Source organism: Chryseolinea sp. T2 (assembly GCF_037203685.1).
Lineage (GTDB): Bacteria > Bacteroidota > Bacteroidia > Cytophagales > Cyclobacteriaceae > Chryseolinea.
On sequence record NZ_JBBCAU010000007.1, the window covers coordinates 1 to 16,928 of the forward strand.

The 16,928-nt window shown below is 47.5% G+C and carries 12 protein-coding genes; 3 read left to right on the plus strand and 9 right to left on the minus strand.

Annotated elements, in window-relative coordinates:
* The first annotated feature begins 385 nt into the window (after nt 1-385).
* The gene (locus WBG78_RS21120; protein WP_337328477.1) at nt 386-958 is read left to right on the plus strand and encodes a hypothetical protein; all 573 of its coding nucleotides are present in this window, start codon (nt 386-388) and stop codon (nt 956-958) included.
* A 27-nt stretch (nt 959-985) separates the two neighbouring features.
* Here the strand turns inward: WBG78_RS21120 and lpxB are convergent, their stop codons facing one another.
* Nucleotides 986-2,113: a lipid-A-disaccharide synthase gene (gene lpxB, locus WBG78_RS21125; RefSeq protein ID WP_337328478.1), complete on the minus strand. Its 1,128-nt coding sequence runs from the start codon at nt 2,111-2,113 to the stop codon at nt 986-988.
* Nucleotides 2,110-2,529 carry a 6-pyruvoyl trahydropterin synthase family protein gene (locus WBG78_RS21130; protein WP_337328479.1) on the minus strand — a complete coding sequence of 140 codons (420 nt, stop codon included), beginning with the start codon at nt 2,527-2,529 and terminating at the stop codon, nt 2,110-2,112. Before WBG78_RS21130 ends, lpxB begins: the two co-directional genes overlap by 4 nt.
* Nucleotides 2,530-2,789: 260 nt before the next feature.
* On the opposite strand from WBG78_RS21130, the gene WBG78_RS21135 reads away from it, so the two are divergent.
* The gene (locus WBG78_RS21135; protein WP_337328480.1) at nt 2,790-5,447 is read left to right on the plus strand and encodes a TonB-dependent receptor; all 2,658 of its coding nucleotides are present in this window, start codon (nt 2,790-2,792) and stop codon (nt 5,445-5,447) included.
* Between the two features lie 2 nt (nt 5,448-5,449).
* Nucleotides 5,450-6,547, plus strand: coding sequence for a DUF4249 domain-containing protein (locus tag WBG78_RS21140; protein WP_337328481.1), 1,098 nt, complete (start codon nt 5,450-5,452; stop codon nt 6,545-6,547).
* Between the two features lie 284 nt (nt 6,548-6,831).
* Here the strand turns inward: WBG78_RS21140 and WBG78_RS21145 are convergent, their stop codons facing one another.
* From WBG78_RS21145 to WBG78_RS21175, 7 genes are all read right to left on the minus strand, one after another.
* On the minus strand, nt 6,832-8,349 hold the full coding sequence (locus WBG78_RS21145; protein WP_337328482.1) for a SusD/RagB family nutrient-binding outer membrane lipoprotein: 1,518 nt from the start codon (nt 8,347-8,349) through the stop codon (nt 6,832-6,834).
* 11 nt (nt 8,350-8,360) lie between these two features.
* Entirely contained in the window at nt 8,361-11,594 is a 3,234-nt protein-coding gene (locus WBG78_RS21150) for a SusC/RagA family TonB-linked outer membrane protein (RefSeq protein ID WP_337328483.1), read from the minus strand.
* Between the two features lie 291 nt (nt 11,595-11,885).
* A complete protein-coding gene (locus WBG78_RS21155; RefSeq protein ID WP_443092793.1) occupies nt 11,886-13,817 on the minus strand; it encodes an OmpA family protein in 1,932 nt (643 codons plus the stop codon).
* A 14-nt stretch (nt 13,818-13,831) separates the two neighbouring features.
* Complete coding sequence (locus WBG78_RS21160) at nt 13,832-14,425, minus strand: aminotransferase class IV family protein (protein ID WP_337328485.1); 594 nt, start codon at nt 14,423-14,425, stop codon at nt 13,832-13,834.
* Nucleotides 14,409-15,380: an aminodeoxychorismate synthase component I gene (locus WBG78_RS21165; protein ID WP_337328486.1), complete on the minus strand. Its 972-nt coding sequence runs from the start codon at nt 15,378-15,380 to the stop codon at nt 14,409-14,411. The genes WBG78_RS21160 and WBG78_RS21165 overlap by 17 nt, the downstream gene beginning before the upstream one ends.
* Before the next feature lie 5 nt (nt 15,381-15,385).
* On the minus strand, nt 15,386-16,006 hold the full coding sequence (locus tag WBG78_RS21170; RefSeq protein ID WP_443092795.1) for a 7-carboxy-7-deazaguanine synthase QueE: 621 nt from the start codon (nt 16,004-16,006) through the stop codon (nt 15,386-15,388).
* Between the two features lie 22 nt (nt 16,007-16,028).
* The gene (locus tag WBG78_RS21175; protein ID WP_337328488.1) at nt 16,029-16,919 is read right to left on the minus strand and encodes a bifunctional 5,10-methylenetetrahydrofolate dehydrogenase/5,10-methenyltetrahydrofolate cyclohydrolase; all 891 of its coding nucleotides are present in this window, start codon (nt 16,917-16,919) and stop codon (nt 16,029-16,031) included.
* Between the last annotated feature and the right edge of the window lie 9 nt (nt 16,920-16,928).

Here is a 16,928-nt window from a genome sequence, read left to right on the forward strand (position 1 = left end):
CAACAGTACCCGTTGGAGTTACCCACATTCCAACATCGGTTCAATAGTAATACTGACACAGTTTATTTTACAGACCCCACACATCTCAATTAATACTGAAAAATTCAATTTCCCAACGTCTCAAATACGCCGGGTTCTAAAGATTTGTGTGATGAAAATGTTTGTGTTCCAGTCAACTGCATGATTCCCCTGAAAACATTGCTAATAATCGAAAAAACTTTTTAACGAACGATCAATGTTTGCAACGTTCGAACTCAAAAGGTGAGAAACGAAAAAGCTATGTTTTTACTTGTTGCATGTTTACGGTAAGTAACAGCCGGCGCTTCAATAGATGCTATCGGCGAAGGCGTTGTTACGACACATAACCATAAACAGCGTAATCATTATGCCTAAAATCAGAAACAATCCAATTCTCCAAAAAGTCACAGGAACTTTGGGTGAGACCGTTGTCATACGTCAAACCAAAAACGGACCAGTAATGGCCAATGCGCCAAGTAAGCCGGAAAAATATCATCCGACACAGATAGCTTCACAAAACAGGTTCCGCCATGCGAAAAACTACGGCAACAATTCAAAGGTCAACGAAAGCTTGCGGGCGATGTACGCAACCGGCATAACCAAAAAGAAGAACTCTGTCTACCAGGTTGCATTAACCGACTACATGAAAGCTCCGGAGATACGCCGGATTGAAACAGACGAGTACCGAGGCCAACCGGGGAATGAAATATTTATCTATGCTATCGATGACTTCAGAGTTACGTCGGTGACCGTTGTAATCATCAGTGCCGCCGGCAAAGAAATCGAACGCGGAGAGGCGGTATTATCTGAACGCGTCCGCGACTTTTGGATTTACACGACCCGATCGGAAATTTCTTCGTTAGCAGGCACGGCTATAACTGCAACAGCTAAGGATACGCCTGGCAATTCAGCAACACGAACCTTTACGTTCGATATCTGAACAGGCAATTCCAGTAGTTTCGAACGCCTACTTAGCAGCGCGTGGGGATTCTTTCAGGTACTGGATGATGAGTGAAGCGGCGTTATCCGAGGCAGAGCCCGTGTCGAGAACTTTGATGATGTCGTCGTAGGCAGCCACCATTTCACGGCGATATTCAGGATCAGAAACAAGTCTGCTAACTTCAGTATACAGATACGCTGCGGTCATTTCTGACTGGATGAGTTCCTTTACGATTTCACGGCCGGCGATCAGGTTGACCAGAGAGATGTACCTAACCGTGATCATGAATTTTGCAAAGCCATAGGTGACCGGGTTGGCCTTATAGACGACTACCTGTGGCACGCGGAACAGCGCTGTCTCTAACGTTGCCGTTCCTGAGGTGACAACAGCAGCCTTGGCATGAAGCAACAGATTATAGGTGTCTTCGAACACCATGGTAACATTGGAGATGTATGGGAGCTCGCCGTATAGCGAGTTGTCGAGGTTATTGACAGCTGCCACACAGAATTGCTGATTGCTCATTCGCTGCACCATCTTTTCCAGTTCCGGAACGATGTACATAAGTTCCTGCTTCCGGCTTCCGGGCAGCAGAGCAACATACGGCTTGTCGACCAGTCCATGCTTCGTAAGGAAGTTGTCGCTTTCGACGTGCTCTTTAACGGCATCCAGGACAGGATTACCGACGTAGTGGGCTTCCCAGTTAAACTTTTTGTAAAACTCTTTCTCAAATGGGAGAATGGTGAAGAGCTTATCCACGTGAGGTTTCAGCCAGAGCGCTCTTCCCGGCCACCATGCCCAATACTTTGGCAGAATGTAAAAGTAGACCTTGTAGTGATGTTTCTTTCCGTACTTGGCGATTTGAAGGTTAAAGCCGCCATAATCCACCAGTATGATAACGTCCGGGTTATACGCGGCAATGTCTTCGCGGCATCGGCGGATGTAACGCTTGATCTTGAAGGCATTCGTCAGGAGTTCGGCGAAGCCCATGATCGCCAGTTCGCGATAATGAACCGCCAGGTCTACGCCCTGCATTTGCATGTAGTCGCCGCCGAAACCACGAAAGACTGCCTCAGGGTCCCGCTGTTTCAGGGCCTTTACCAGATTACTTGCATGCAGGTCTCCGGAACGCTCGCCGGCAACGATGTAATACCTCATTCTCCAAAATATTCGACGTAGTTCCTGGGCGTTTCATACAGCCGTATGCTATGCAGCTGCCCGTATCCTGTTACCGACGGCAGATGTGCTGCAAGTATCTTCCAGATTTCGACAACGAGGGTTTCACAGCTGGCGAGCTTTCCCTTCATGAACTCGACATCCAGATTAAGGTTTTTATGGTCCAGTTTGTCAATAACCTCCTGCCGTATGAGATTACTGAGCTTTTTTAAGTCCACTACAAATCCCGTGAGAGGATCTGGCTTTCCCTTGATTGTGACGATTAAGTCAAAATTGTGCCCATGCCAGTTCTCGTTCGCACAGGGACCAAATACTTCGACATTTTTCTCTGGTGTCCAGGCTGGGTTATACAGCTTGTGCGCGGCATTGAAATGTTCCTTTCGGCTGACGTAAATCATGCATTCAACTTCATTACAAATATAGAATCCCTCCTACCCCTTACCAAACAGATTGGGACGCAACCCTCAGGACGTACGCGGAGCACAACACCGCAGGTTGCTGCAGCTGCCCCTCCACGCCGTTGGTTTTGGAGATGCGTGGTCTCGGCAATATCGCGCGGAAAGCGTCACCTTTTTGATGCCGTTTATCCACAATATTGGAGGATAGTTCGCCGATTATTAGCAGTTTGAACCCTTATTTTATTGCTGAACGTTGGACGATGAGATGTTTCTTCTTTGTGCTGCTCACCTGCGCTATTAGCCAGGTTTCGGCCCAAGCCCTCAAGGACATTACGATAGATCAATCCTCGAATGGGAAGGTACTTTCTACCTTTCTCCAGGATCTGGAAAAGGTGCATGATATAGACTTCGTTGGCGATATGAATCGCCTTGAAGCACTGACCGTGCAGGGAATAGAGAAACCCATGCGGCTGCTTGAATACCTCGATAGTTTTTCCGGGATAATTGACGTCGTAAAGATCAGCGAAAAGGTTATTGTTCTTGCCGACAAGAATACACTCAAAAACACCTTAACCAATACCAAGCCCCAATACCTGGTATTGTCAGAGGGATCTCATGGGAGCATTACCGGAACTGTATCAGATGCTCATTCTCAATCCACCCTGACCGGGGCACAGCTGTATTTTCCTGTTTCAAAAAAAGGAACTGCCGCTGATGAAAACGGTCAATTCTCTATCTCCACGCCAAACACACCATTGGTTGTAGCGCAGGTGAAGTTTGCCGGCTACGATGCCGAAACGCTGATCATCGGCTGGAGTAAGTACGCGACAGAAACACGTCTCACCGTAAAGCTTTTTCAAACCTCTAAAGAACTGGAAGGCGTAACGGTTACGGCCGAACGCATCAACGAAAATGTGGTAAGTCAGATTTCGGGTGTTGAACACCTTAGCATTGAGACGATAAAAACCATTCCGACGTTTATGGGTGAAGTTGACCCCATCCGAAGTCTCACTACGCTTCCGGGTGTGTCTACTGCTGGTGAACTCGCGTCAGGCTTCAATGTGCGGGGCGGTGAGTCAGGACAAAACCTTGTGCTTCAGGACGGCGCAACGATCTACAATCCATCACATCTGTTTGGATTTTTTTCAGCGTTCAACCCGGATATGGTTAGCGACATTACGCTGTACAAGGGCGCCGGTCCTGCCAGCTTTGGAAGCAGGATCTCGTCTGTTCTGAATGTTTCGCTGAAGAAGGGTGATGCAACCAGGCATAGCGTGTCGGGAGGAGTTGGCCCCGTAACGTCAAGGCTAACCGTTCAGGGTCCACTTATCAAGAATAAGTCATCGTATATGATCGGTGGACGCATATCCTACGTGAACTGGCTGTTGCATGCAACCGACGACATTCGCCTCAAGCGCAGCGCTGCCAATTTTCATGATATTACCGCGAAGGTGCTTCACACTTTCAATGACAAGAACTTCATCACGCTATCTGTCTATAACAGCTATGATGATTTCAGATTGGAAACGGATTCGGTATTCAGCTGGCAGACTTTTAATGCCACGCTGAAATGGGACCATACTTTCTCCGACAAATGGTATTCAACGGTTGCAGTAACCAGCAGCAATTATCGCAGTGATGTAGAGAGCCAGGATGAGATTGAAAAATTCAGCTATTACAACGCTATCCAAAGTTTCGGCGGACGATTTGATCTGACTTACGCTCCGGTCGAAGAGACCAAGTTCGTAACGGGCCTTGAATCTACTATGAGCCGCCTTGAGCCTGGCAAGCTGACACCAGCAGAAGAATCTCACAACATTCCTTTTCAGGACATGCAGGATCAGCGAATGATCGAATCGGCATTGTTCATTCAGGGCGACGCTAAACTAACGGATCGGCTATCCGTCTCAGCAGGACTTCGGTATTCATACTTTGTCCGCCTGGGCAGAGAAGACATTTATACATACGACTACAACAACATGAACGGCCGATATCCTTCGGTTGTGGATACTGTTCATTACGCTTCGGGGGCGGTGATATCTACCTACGATGGGCTCGAGCCCCGTCTTTCTGTGCGTTTCCTGGTTACGCCCAGTGCTTCGATGAAGGCCAGCTATTATCGGGGGTATCAATATGTTCATCTTATTTCAAACACTACTTCAACAACTCCTCAGGACTATTGGGTGGCAAGTGGTCCAATGCTGAAACCTCAAATGGGCGACCAGTACTCACTTGGTTATTTCCAGAACTTTGCGGACAATCTCTTTGAGTTTTCACTTGAAGGATTTTACAAGACGATAGACAACGCGGTTGATTACATAGAAGGGGCAGACATTACACTGAATCCGATTCTCGAAGCAGGTTTGTCACAGGGAAAGGGTAAAGCCTACGGTGGGGAGCTGTTTCTTAAGAAAACACGGGGAAAATTCAACGGATGGCTTTCATACACATACAGCAGGAGCTTGAGAAAGTTCGATGGCCAGGAAGCCACAGATATCGTGATCAACGAAGGCAAGTATTACGCATCGGCATTTGATCAGCCTCATAATGTATCGCTGGTGCTGAATTACCGAGTAGGGGTGCGTGGATTCTTTGCCACGAACTTTCATTATAGCACCGGCCGGCCAATTACGATACCCGTTTCAAAGTTCAGCTATGACGTTTATCTATCAGTGCTAAACTATTCGCAACGTAACGAGTATCGCATTCCGGATTATCATCGTCTTGACATCTCATTCACGCTGAAGGACAGGCCACACAAGCTTTCGCGCTATCGCAGCGAATGGGTGTTTTCTGTTTTCAATGTATATGGAAGGAAGAACGCATACTCAATTTCATTCGACCGGTATGGCAAGGCGAAGAAGCTTTCGGTATTGGGCTCAGTATTCCCATCAATAACCTACAACTTCAGCTTTTGAACATGATGAAGAATATTCGATTTGCAATGGTTATGCTGCTGGTTGTGGGGTGCATCGAACCTTATCAGTTCAAGATCACGGACACGGATCCTGGAATTGTAATCGAGGCGACACTCTCCGACAAATCATTCAACGATACAAAGAGCTATCCTTCGGATGGCAGATACTTTACAGTCAAGCTCAGCAAGTCGGGTGACGTTACCAACGTGAGGCCGGTCACGCTGAGTTACGCAACAGTAATCCTGACCAGTGACCAGGGGGAACAGTGGACGTATACGGAGGAGGATCCTATCAAAAAGCCAGGCATCTATAAACTGTTCAATGATGACTTTAAGGCAGCAGCTGGTGTTCGTTACAAGTTATCGGTTACGTCACCTGATGATGTGTTCATAGAATCGGACTGGCAGGAAATGCCAGTCAACGCTCCGGCTATTGGCCCTGTAACATTTCAGGAGACCACGACGCAGCGTATTATCCTTAATGCCGTGAGTGACGTTAAAGGTGTGACGTCGAAATTGGCTATCCCTGTTAATGAAACCGGAGAGACCATTTACTATCGCTGGAAGTTCTTACCTACCTGGTTGTACGATGCGCCGCTGGCGTCAACAACGGATGCAATGGTAAAATTCTGCTGGGCAACTACCAGTCTTTATCTTCGTGATTACACACTACAGGCAGATAACGAGGGAGGATACAACAAAGATCTGTTCTTTATGGACGTTGAACAGAACGAGCGGGTGCTTCATGAGTTTTCGGCTTTGATCGAACAACAAGTGATGACAGAAGATTATTACTACTTCTGGAAAGAGATGCAGGAGCTCAATAAGGCCGATGGCGTTTTTGCCACACCTCCTTACAATCTGAAGAGCAACTTTACTTCATCAAAAGGAAAGGCGTACGGCTATTTTGGAGTAGTGCGTGAACAAGGCACGCGCTGGTATTTCAATAGAACAGACCTTTCTTATAGCATTCCCAACTGGCTGCCCGAACAATGCGCAAATCCTTGCGGACCTGGATGCCCGCCTCCACCATGTTATAATTGTCTTCGGTATGAGGGTGGGGATGTGACCAACGTGAGGCCTTCCTGGTGGGGCCGATAGATCGGACTCGAACCACAGAATGGTTTTAGAAGAACTTTAAGGTGGTCCACTGGTAACGAACCCAAGCCGGAAAGAAGCGCAATAGAAATCAGGCAACAGACAAAACATATCGCGATTGCCGTCCTGGTTTTAGAAAAATCACCTTCAACTTCGGTGCATACTAACTCAGCGCGTGCCGTTCCTTATATCCAAAAGACTATCCCATCTTCTGAGCACGTAACAAAAAAGGGCTGCCTTTTCAGGCAGCCCTTTTTAAACTATTAGGCTAGCTCTACGTGGACGACTTACTTAGTGTCCCAGAAAAGCTTAGCTGCTGGAGAATCAGAGTTGTAACGGCCAGCTGCAGTAGTCCACTGATCACCATTTACAGTCTGCTCTATCACAGGATAGATCATACGTGTAGGAATTGTGAGAGCGGTAGGAATGCTAGGTCCGCTTGGAGGAGACAGCTTTGGAAAATCAAGTCTTCTCCATTCTGTCCAGGACTCCCAACCGCGGTTGTTCAATGAAATCCACTTTTGGGTTCCGATTTTTTCCTGCCATGTTAATCCGGATTTGTCATTTGTATAGTTCACCAAATCCTGTGCAAGATAAGTAGTTACCTCAGAAGCTGTGCCACCCCAATACAGGATTGATGTTTCAATACCGTAGTTATAGAAATCCTGAGCTGTGCTAAGGGTTCTTCCAGGAGCAGGGCCGAAAGTCATCGCAGGTACATTGTAACCGCGTTCTTTTGCCTCAGCAAGGTAGAAGCTTACTTCCGATGCATCGATGAACAGAGCTTCAAATGTCGGCTCGATAATTTTCGCACTTACGTGTGAAAAATCAGCGTACGCATTTGAGAATCCGTAATTGCCACCTTTGTAATCCTTATCGAGGTTAGGATCGCCGTCGTCGACTTTAGTGAAGAAGAACTTTCTTCTAGGGTCAAAACGATCATTCATCTTGTCAATAATGGTGTTTGCCATTACAAAGTCCTCGCGGCTTGAAAACAGCGGATTCAGGTTTGCTGAAACCGGGTTGTTGTTTGGCGGTGCACTGATATAAGGGAATTTAGCATTATCAGAGCTCAACAAAATGAGAGAACTTCCGCCGCCGGCGATAGCTGCCTCAACTACAGAACGAGACTTCGCAGCATCAACGTCTGCCAGCAACATACCCATTCTGAGCTTCAGAGAGTTAGCAAACAGCTTCCACTTTGCAGCAGAACCACCATAGATAACATCATTACCGTTAGTAAACGTGCCTGCATTTGTATTCAGCATGCCGATGGCAGCATCCAAACGGGTAAGCAAATCAGCATAGATGGTTGCAGCATTGTCGTAAACTGGAAGCACATTGTTTGGATCCAGGGCCTCAGTGTAAGGCACGTCACCGAATGTATTGACAAGGAAATTCCAGCAATACACTTCTGCAATTTCAACCAGCGCGAGCTGATTGGCCTTTAAGTCAGGCGCGAGAGTTGCGTCTTCGTTGATCAATTCTTTTGCTTCTTTCAAGTCAACAAGCGCATCGCGATAAGCTGCGTACCACTGATTCTGAGAATAGAGACGCTGTGTCATGTTATAGCGTGGCTCATCCAAATAAGTAGTTGTTGCCCAATACTGGACGAACATGCGGAAGTTGTTTGTATTTACGTTCGGTGTTGTAACGACATCGATGATCCCCTTAAGGGCGTTGGTGAACAACGTACGAGGAGGAACACTTGTGGCCTTCTTCTGATCAACATTCCAATTGTCAAGGTTCTCCACACACGCCGTCATCAGCACAATCGGAAGAATGAAAATGATTAATCTTTTCATATTCGTTCAGCTTAGAAGGTTAGTTTAACATTAAATCCATAGGATCTCAACATCGGATAAGCACCGCTCTGGTAGCCAGTAACGTTGGTGTTTCCTGAGCTAAGACCATCTTCGGGATCTGCATACTTCATCTTCTTGTCGATGATCCACAAGTTGCGTCCGATCAAAGAAAGATCAATTGCCTTGAAGGCTTTGCCAAGGCCGAGAGCGGCAACTGGCAATGAATAAGTGATAGTAGCTTCACGAAGTTTCACGTAGCTCGCATCATACACATACCATGCATGAGGTGCTCCAGAGTAACCGTTGGCAGCATAACCGAAAGGAAGCTGACCATCGCCATCCTGTGCTTCACCATATACAGTGTTAGCAGATCCGTCAGCCTGTACACCAGGGAGGAGGATACCACCACCTTCATCAACAGGAGTACGCTTATCAACGCCACGGTCGTTCAGACCTACGCTGTTAGGATACAGACCTGTTGCTTCGCCATACCACTGGTCAAGTGACCATATGTTACCACCCTTGCGGATGTCAACGAGGAAGCTAAGCGCCACACCTTTATAAGAAAGTGAGTTGTTGATACCGCCGATCCAGTCAGGCATCGCGTTACCAATGATAACGTTAGAAGCTGTAGTAGTCTGATAGTATCCAGCTGAGTTAACAGTACGCTCGCCGTTAGTATAAACGAAATCCTTACCGCGGATTACACCGAAAGGATATCCTTTAGCTGCGTTAAATGAAACACCACCCTGCACTGAAGATACACCGAGAGGATAGTTTGTTACTTCGCCAGATCCTTCGCCATAGAGATCAACAACCATGTTACGGTTGCGGGTATAGTTAAAGTTGATTGTCCAGCTGAAGTCATTTGTCTGGATAGGAACAACGTAGAGAGATGCTTCTATACCTTTGTTAGTGATCTCACCAGAGTTCACCCACTTACCAGTATATCCGGTCGCGCCACTTACAGTAACGTTAAGGATCTGGTCGAGTGATTTTGCTTCATAGTAAGTCAGGTCAACACCTAAACGGTTGTCGAAGAAATCGGCTTCTGCACCCACTTCCCAGCTTTTCGTGCGCTCAGGTTTAAGATCGGCGTTGTTCTTCGTGTTCGGCAATGAGAACAGAGGAATAGATCCGATACCTGTTGGTTTGTCATAGACATCAAACACCGCCTGTGGCTGGCCGGCATTACCAACTTCGGCATAGTTTGCACGGAGTTTACCGTTTGACAACCAGTCAGCGTCAATTATTTCAGAGAACACGAAGTTTGCTGCTCCTGAATAATACCAATATGAATCATGTGCTGCAGGAAGAGCAGTTGACTGATCTCTACGCACAGTTCCTTCGATGTAAGCCAGCTCTTTGTAACCGAGTGTCAGGTCAGCAAATATACCGTCAACACCTTCGCGGATATACTCTTCAGTAGGAGGGTTGATCGGGCTAAGAGAGTTGGACAGTGAATACAGACGTGGCACAACCAAACCGCCGTTTGTTGAAGCGCGGATAGATTCAGTCTTTGTGCGGCGAAGGTTAGTACCGACCAAGCCGGTGAAAGCGAAGTCTTCAGCAAACTTCTTTTTCACGGTGAACATCAGATCATAGTTCTGCTCGCTGTAACCGCGGTTATAGCGTCCGTAAGAGCTGGTTCCAGCGCTACCCACGGCAACGCGTTCTTCCTGGAAGTCCTGAGTACCATCGTACGCGGCACGACCTAACACGCTCAACCATGGAGTGATTTCGTAATTCAAACTTGCATAACCGAAGAAGTGGTTACGTGAATCGTTTGAATAGTTTTCATAACGTGACCAGTATGGGTTATCTGCATACAGCGGACCAGTTGCTGCTGCGTTCCAGTTCCAGGTTACGTTCTGACGATTGCGGAAGTAAGCTTCACGTTGTTCTTTGATGTCAACGTTAGTCTGCCACCACTGGCGGAAACCCTGGTTAGGGTTACGGCCGTTGTAACCTGTTCCGTAGCGTCCGACACCTTTAATGTTGGTATAGTTCGCAGAAGTCGTAATCGTCATCTTCTTAATCAACTCAGTTGATGCTGTGAAGTTGAACATGTTACGATCGATCGTGCTGTTAGGGAGCATACCCTTTTCGTCAACACGGGTATAACCTACTTTGTAAGTAGTTTTATCGGTACCTGCGCTGATACCAACGCTCTGGCTAGACGTTACAGCAGTTTCGAAGTAGCTGTTAGTAGGATCGTTAGCAGCTGCTACCCAGGGACGTGACTTGTGGTAATACTGTGAGGAAGGATCGAGGGCATCCCAGTGATAAACTGGCTGACCGTCAAACTTAGGACCATAAGAGGCATCATCACCGTATACTGGTGTTGGAAGTGATCCGTCATCAAAAGTTTTGTTAGCACCGAAGCGGGGAATATAACCAGCTCCGTACTCTTTCTGATACTTGGTGTAAGTGGTTTTGTCGATCTGACCCCAGGTAAGACCTGAGTTAAGAACAACATCAAAAGAGTTTTTACGACCTTTCTTGGTCGTGATCATGATTACTCCGTTAGCGGCTCGGGAACCGTAAAGCGCTGTAGCAGCAGCACCTTTCAGTACGTTCACGGAAGCAATGTTGTCAGGGTTGATGTCTTGCGCGGCGTTACCGTAATCTACACCCACACCACCAGTTTGCTGTGCAGTGGTGTTTGTAGAGGCGTTTGTTACGGGGATACCATCAATTACAAACAAAGCCTGGTTGCTGTTTGTAAGTGACTTGTAACCACGAATAACCACGTTTGTCGACCCACCCATGGTGTTGCTCGCCTTGATGTCGACACCGGAAACTTTACCGGAAAGGGAATTAACGAAGTTAGTTCCACGCGCGGCAGTGATTTTGTCGCCGCTAACCTGCTGGGCAGCATAACCCAGCTCATTCTTGTTACGCTCGATACCAAGCGCAGTAACTACTACTTCGCTCAATTGCGTTACATCTGCTGCCAAATTTGCGTCTACCACTGCACGACCTGCAATGTCGATCTCCTGGCTTTTGAGACCGATGAAAGTAAACACCAACACATTTCCACCCTCTGGCACTGACAGCGAATAAGAACCATCCGCATCTGTCACTGTTCCTGAAGTGGAACCTTTCACAACAACGTTAACCCCCGGAAGACCAGATCCGTCTTCGGCGGAGGTTACGCGACCCGTAACGTTTCTTTGTGCCAGCACGTCAGCTGCGCAAAAAGTGAATAACGTTACAAGGCATCCCAGTAGAATTCTCCTCATAATTTAGTTTGGTTAATGATAAAATAGGTGCTTAAACCTTTGGAGTTTAAGCGTTCAAACTTAGATCATTTTGTGTTTCGGGAAAAATTCAGATACACCATTTGGTGGTATGGCAGGCGTTATATAATACCGCTTATTGCTGTATTTTATTTCCTCACCCCTCGAAATAACCACCAAAATAAGTTCTATAAAAAAGATGTGACGCCTCCGGGACGAGGGAAACATTCAGATAAACGACTGATAATTAAGAAGATGATGGATATTTCGCAGATCTGAACGAAGGATGTGAGTTCAATGTAAGATTCTGAACTCAATTCGTCTGTTTTGCTGTTTGCCGGCATCGTTTTCGTTAGATGCTACAGGGCGGTCCGGACCGTAACCTTTCGTAAAAAGACGTGCCTTGTCGATGCCATGCTGTACCATAAAGTCGTATACCGACCTGGCCCGTTTCTCGGAAAGCTCGCGGTTATAGGACGCTGATCCCGAATTGTCGGTGTGTCCGCCGATCTCCACTTTGACCCTGGGATTCTCCTTTAGAAACCGCAGGATCTTCTGCAACTCAGGGCTGGACTTTTCCTTCAGTTCATACTTGTCGACGTCAAAAAAGATATTGTTGAGAACGGCGACCGAACCCGCCATAACTTTCTCGAGGTCTATATCTATCGCAATGGGCTCAAAGTCTGTTATTTCAGAGTAGTTGAAATTATAACTCTTAAAGAGGTAGCCCGCCTTCGTAACGTATAAAGCATATTCGTCGCCCTGAGTTAAAATAATCAGGTATTCGCCCGTCACGGAGTCGGAGGACACGAGCGATACAACTTCATCAGTCTTAATGTTAAGCAGTTCGATCCTGGCGCTTAGCGGGGACCTGGAAACTTTATCACGTATAACGCCCTTGACATAATTGCTCCGGAACCGCACCTGATTTGTCGGAGGTATCAGCACCTCGTAGATCTTGCTGCGCGAGTGGCCTGAGCCCAAAGTTTCCTCATGAGAATAATATCCCTTCTGTCCATCTGCAGTTATATATAAAGAGAACTGCTCGCCATTGTCATTGATCGGCTGTCCCAGGTTTTTTGGTGTTGTCCAGCCTGAGGAATCGCGATCGCAATAAAAGATGTCGTAGCCACCGAAGCCCGGGCGGCCGTTGGTAGCAAAGAATAGTGTTCTGTTGTTTGCGTGGATGAATGGAGAGATCTCATCGTAGGCCGAATTGATCTGCGGACCGGCATTAACGGCCTTAGTCCACTCTCCTTTTGAATCCTGGGTTGACACCCAAATATCACGCAGCCCCAGTCCCGCTTTCCGGTCAGATACAAAGTACAGAGTTCTGCCATCCGCCGAGAGTGAGGGCTGTGACTCCCAGGCGCTGCTGTTCACATTGCGGCCCAGGTTCCGGGGCTCGGACCAGTCGTTCCCAACTTTAATGCTTTCATAAAGGTCGCAGCTTCCAATGCCATCGCGACCGGTACACGTGGTGAGGATAAGCTTCCTTCCATCAGCAGAAATACTGCAGGTGCCCTCATTGAGAGGTGTATTGATATTCTTTGAAATGCTTTCTGCTCTCAACCATCGACCGCGGCTGCTTTTACGGGACACCACCAGGTTTTCATCATCGTTGGGGTTATCAGAAATGCGACGCGTAAAAATCAGCTGCGACTGATCGGCTGTAAGTACAGGAAAGTACTGTAATTCAAATTCATTGACCGAATCACTGAGCAGCTTCCTGCTGTATGGATTGGGATTGGCTTTGCTCTCGAGAGCAAACTCCGCGCTTTTATAAAGCATGTTTGCCCTATCCAGTCTCTGCTTGCTGGTCCGCTCATTATCAATAAACGACTTCAGCACTTTCATGGCTTTTTCATATTCACCTGTAAGCAAGTAGGGCTCTCCCATGGAGTACCAAAATGCCTTTTGCCTGTTAATGTCATCGGTTAGGGCCAGACCTTTCTCGAATTGTCTAAGAGCGTTCTGATACTGTTTCATTGAAAAGTACGTGAGACCAAGCCTAAGGTATGCCTCAACAAATTTGGGATCTTTGGCAAGTGCCTGGTTCAGCAGATTAATGGCCTGGTCATACTCACCGCGTACCCGAAAGTTGTCCGCGACAGTATAAAGCTCAATGGCCTTTTTGGATTTTGTACTCAACACAGGTGCGGGTTGCTGAGCAAGGACTACGCTCCACGACAAAATACCGATGAGTAGAGTGATCAATCGCACCATCTTCAAAAATAGAACTAAAAGTTAATGTTGGACACTGGATATTCCACGGACGAAAAAGCTAATAATGCATTAATCAGTTTATACCCATCAAAAGAAGCAAGGTCCTTAACGGCGATGTCTGCCTCCGTAACCAAACCCTTTTCAATCAAATATGCTCTCATGGTTCCTTTTAACAGTGGTTCTGCCGGAGTAAGCCATTTATCGTTTCGACGGAACACAATGTTGGCGATGGAACTGTCGGTGATTCGTCCGTTCTTTACTATAAGAATATCGTCGCATGAGCCCTTCTGATCAAAAAGCCCATTAATGACTTTCCTGTCCGCAAATTTGAACGGATAATCAACATCATTGTTTTCAATCATCCTTAGACTCTTTATTGTGCGTGGAGTGTAAGGAGCAAACTGCACTTCGGTTATTTCGCGGTCATATAGCACGCGGCATTTGACGTTTCCGGGCTGTTGCGTTGCCTGGGCGTGGATGTGCGCGTATAGGTCTATGGTTGTGCCCTCATGATGGGCCTGCAATGTCCGGTTCACACGCTCCTGATGCCAGCGCAACCGTTGTATTTGTCCGTCAACTATGGCGATGGATTCAAGAAACCGGGACATATATTTTATCAATAACTTCCTGATACTCCTTTTGCATCTCGCTGCGGGCGGTGATACCGCCTCCGCTTCTATAATAGTAGTGTCCGCTTTGCTCCTCGATGAACCTGATCATTACGCCGCTGTCGATTTTGCCATCGTCATAAATTCCAAATATACCGCTGTAATAGCCACGAGGCTCACCCTCAGACTCTGCAATGATCTGCATGGTCTTCTTTTTCGGTGCACCTGACACGGAGCCGGCGGGAAGCAGTGCGACCAGCAGGTCTCCGGGGCGGGAGAAATAGGCACTGGCAACGGTACCCCTGATGCTTGAGCTGACCTGGAGGAGTTCCCGATCCAAACTGGTAATCTTCTCGATGTATCGAAATCGCTCGACAACAACATCCTCAGCTACAGTGCTGAGGTCATTTCGGATGAGGTCCACTATCGTTACATGCTCTGCTAATTCCTTTTGGTCCTGAATAATAATCTCCGCGGCACGGGGTATTGATGCATCGATAGTGCCCTTCATAGGATAGCTACGGATCTCGTTGTTTTCTACCTGCACGAAAATCTCCGGAGAGAAAACGAGAAACCGGTCCTTATAAAGCAACTTGTATCTCGCATGACTGGAGTAAAACAAATCGCGCAGGGTCGCCGAGATGAGTACTTCTGTCTTTACCGTGAGATTCGTTAAGTATGAATCTCCGTATAAAAGGTGATCGTACACTTGCCTGAATTTGGAGTCGTATGCCTCTCTGGAAAGGGGCATCGGATGGAGTGCAGACTGGATGGCTCGATTTGTTCTAGCCGGAGCGTTGGTTCGGCCATTAACTTCAAACAGAATTTCAGCGGGATCAATTTCGTGCAGCGGAAAAATCTCCGGCCGCTGCATTTCGAAATCTACCATGAAAAGAAAGGGCACGCGGGCGGTTGCCAGGGAATTCATTCTGTCACTGAACTCATCAATGCGCATGATCCTTAAGGGATATTCATGTACTTATGAATTTGCAGGGACACCTGCCATTGGGGATTCTCTTTAACGAAATCGATGATGAGGGGCAGGACTTCATCATGTTTCGACCATTCTGGCTGAAGAAATAACTGACAAGACGGTCTGAGGCGACTAACAAAACCAGCAGCCCATTCGATGTCTGACTTATGATAGACAACAACTTTTAGTTCATCGGCCTGTTCAAACACTGAAGGATGGGGAGCCTTAAACTTCTTCGGAGAAAAGCACACCCAATCCCACTCACCACTCATGGGATATGCGCCGGAAGTTTCGATGTGGGCCCTGAGACCCTGTTCACGAATGGTTCGGGTCAGACCGGTCAAATCGTACATGAGCGGCTCGCCACCTGTTACCACCACGATCTTTGTGCGGGATGAGGATGCACGCGAAACCATGTCATTGATTTCCACCATTGGGTGCGCCGAGGCATCCCATGATTCCTTTACGTCACACCAGACGCATCCCACGTCACAGCCGCCGAGTCGTATGAAGTAAGCGGCTGATCCCTGAAATGCACCTTCGCCCTGGACGGTATAAAAGTCCTCCATGAGCGGCAGCGCGCTGGTACTTATTAGTTCCTTCGTCATCATGACGGTGGATGAAAAATGATTACGGATTCCTCAACTCTGCGGCGCGCAGGGTATTCAGCAAGAGCGATGCGATGGTCATTGGACCGACGCCTCCGGGAACAGGTGTAATGAATGATGCTTTGGGCGCTACGTTCTTAAAGTCGACATCGCCTTTGATAGCCCAGCCTTTTGGATATTCAGGACCCTCAACTCTCGTTGTGCCGATGTCGATGACGACGGCACCTTCCTTAACCATATCCGCTGTTACCAGTCCCGGCTTGCCCACGGCAACGAGGAGGATATCCGCAGAGCGGGTAAAAGAAGCGAGGTCCTTTGTATACTTATGACATATCGTAACTGTGGCATGGCCCTGTTCGGTGAGCATCATGCTAAGCGGTGCGCCTGCAATCCGGCTGGCTCCGATAACGACCGCGTGCTTGCCTTCGGTTACAATCCTGTAACGTCGAAGAAGCTCCATAACGCCGAACGGAGTAGCTGGCATCAATAGCGGATTCTTGGAAATGATGCTTCCAAAGTTATGGTTCGTAAATCCATCGACGTCTTTATCGGAACGGATGTTCTCCGTAATGCGCTCGACGGAAATATGAGCCGGTAGTGGCAACTGAACGATGAATCCATCAACATCGTCGTCGTTGTTCACGTGATCGATGTGCTTCATCAGCCTGTCTTCACTGATGGTATCGGCAAACCTCATCATCGTGTAATGAAATCCAACACTCTTGCAGGCCTTTACTTTGTTGTCGACGTAAGTCTGACTTGCACCGTCGTCGCCAACGAGTATAATCGCCAGGTGAGGAGTTTTCTTTCCAAGTTGCTTCCGCTCGGCTACGCGCTGCGCAATCTCAGTCTTTACGTCGCTGGAGACCTTGCGGCCATCGATGAGCGTATATGAGGTCGTTGTTTCTACCATATCAGATGC

Excerpts from the sequence above, each read along its gene's own strand:
- WBG78_RS21120 (WP_337328477.1), top strand. The coding sequence starts at position 386 with ATGCCTAAAATCAGAAACAATCCAATTCTCCAAAAAGTCACAGGAACT.
- lpxB (WP_337328478.1), bottom strand. The coding sequence starts at position 2,113 with ATGAGGTATTACATCGTTGCCGGCGAGCGTTCCGGAGACCTGCATGCA.
- WBG78_RS21160 (WP_337328485.1), bottom strand. The coding sequence starts at position 14,425 with ATGTCCCGGTTTCTTGAATCCATCGCCATAGTTGACGGACAAATACAA.
- WBG78_RS21140 (WP_337328481.1), top strand. The coding sequence starts at position 5,450 with ATGATGAAGAATATTCGATTTGCAATGGTTATGCTGCTGGTTGTGGGG.
- WBG78_RS21155 (WP_443092793.1), bottom strand. The coding sequence starts at position 13,817 with ATGGTGCGATTGATCACTCTACTCATCGGTATTTTGTCGTGGAGCGTA.
- WBG78_RS21170 (WP_443092795.1), bottom strand. The coding sequence starts at position 16,006 with ATGACGAAGGAACTAATAAGTACCAGCGCGCTGCCGCTCATGGAGGAC.
- WBG78_RS21175 (WP_337328488.1), bottom strand. The coding sequence starts at position 16,919 with ATGGTAGAAACAACGACCTCATATACGCTCATCGATGGCCGCAAGGTC.
- WBG78_RS21150 (WP_337328483.1), bottom strand. The coding sequence starts at position 11,594 with ATGAGGAGAATTCTACTGGGATGCCTTGTAACGTTATTCACTTTTTGC.
- WBG78_RS21165 (WP_337328486.1), bottom strand. The coding sequence starts at position 15,380 with ATGCGCATTGATGAGTTCAGTGACAGAATGAATTCCCTGGCAACCGCC.
- WBG78_RS21130 (WP_337328479.1), bottom strand. The coding sequence starts at position 2,529 with ATGATTTACGTCAGCCGAAAGGAACATTTCAATGCCGCGCACAAGCTG.
- WBG78_RS21145 (WP_337328482.1), bottom strand. The coding sequence starts at position 8,349 with ATGAAAAGATTAATCATTTTCATTCTTCCGATTGTGCTGATGACGGCG.
- WBG78_RS21135 (WP_337328480.1), top strand. The coding sequence starts at position 2,790 with ATGAGATGTTTCTTCTTTGTGCTGCTCACCTGCGCTATTAGCCAGGTT.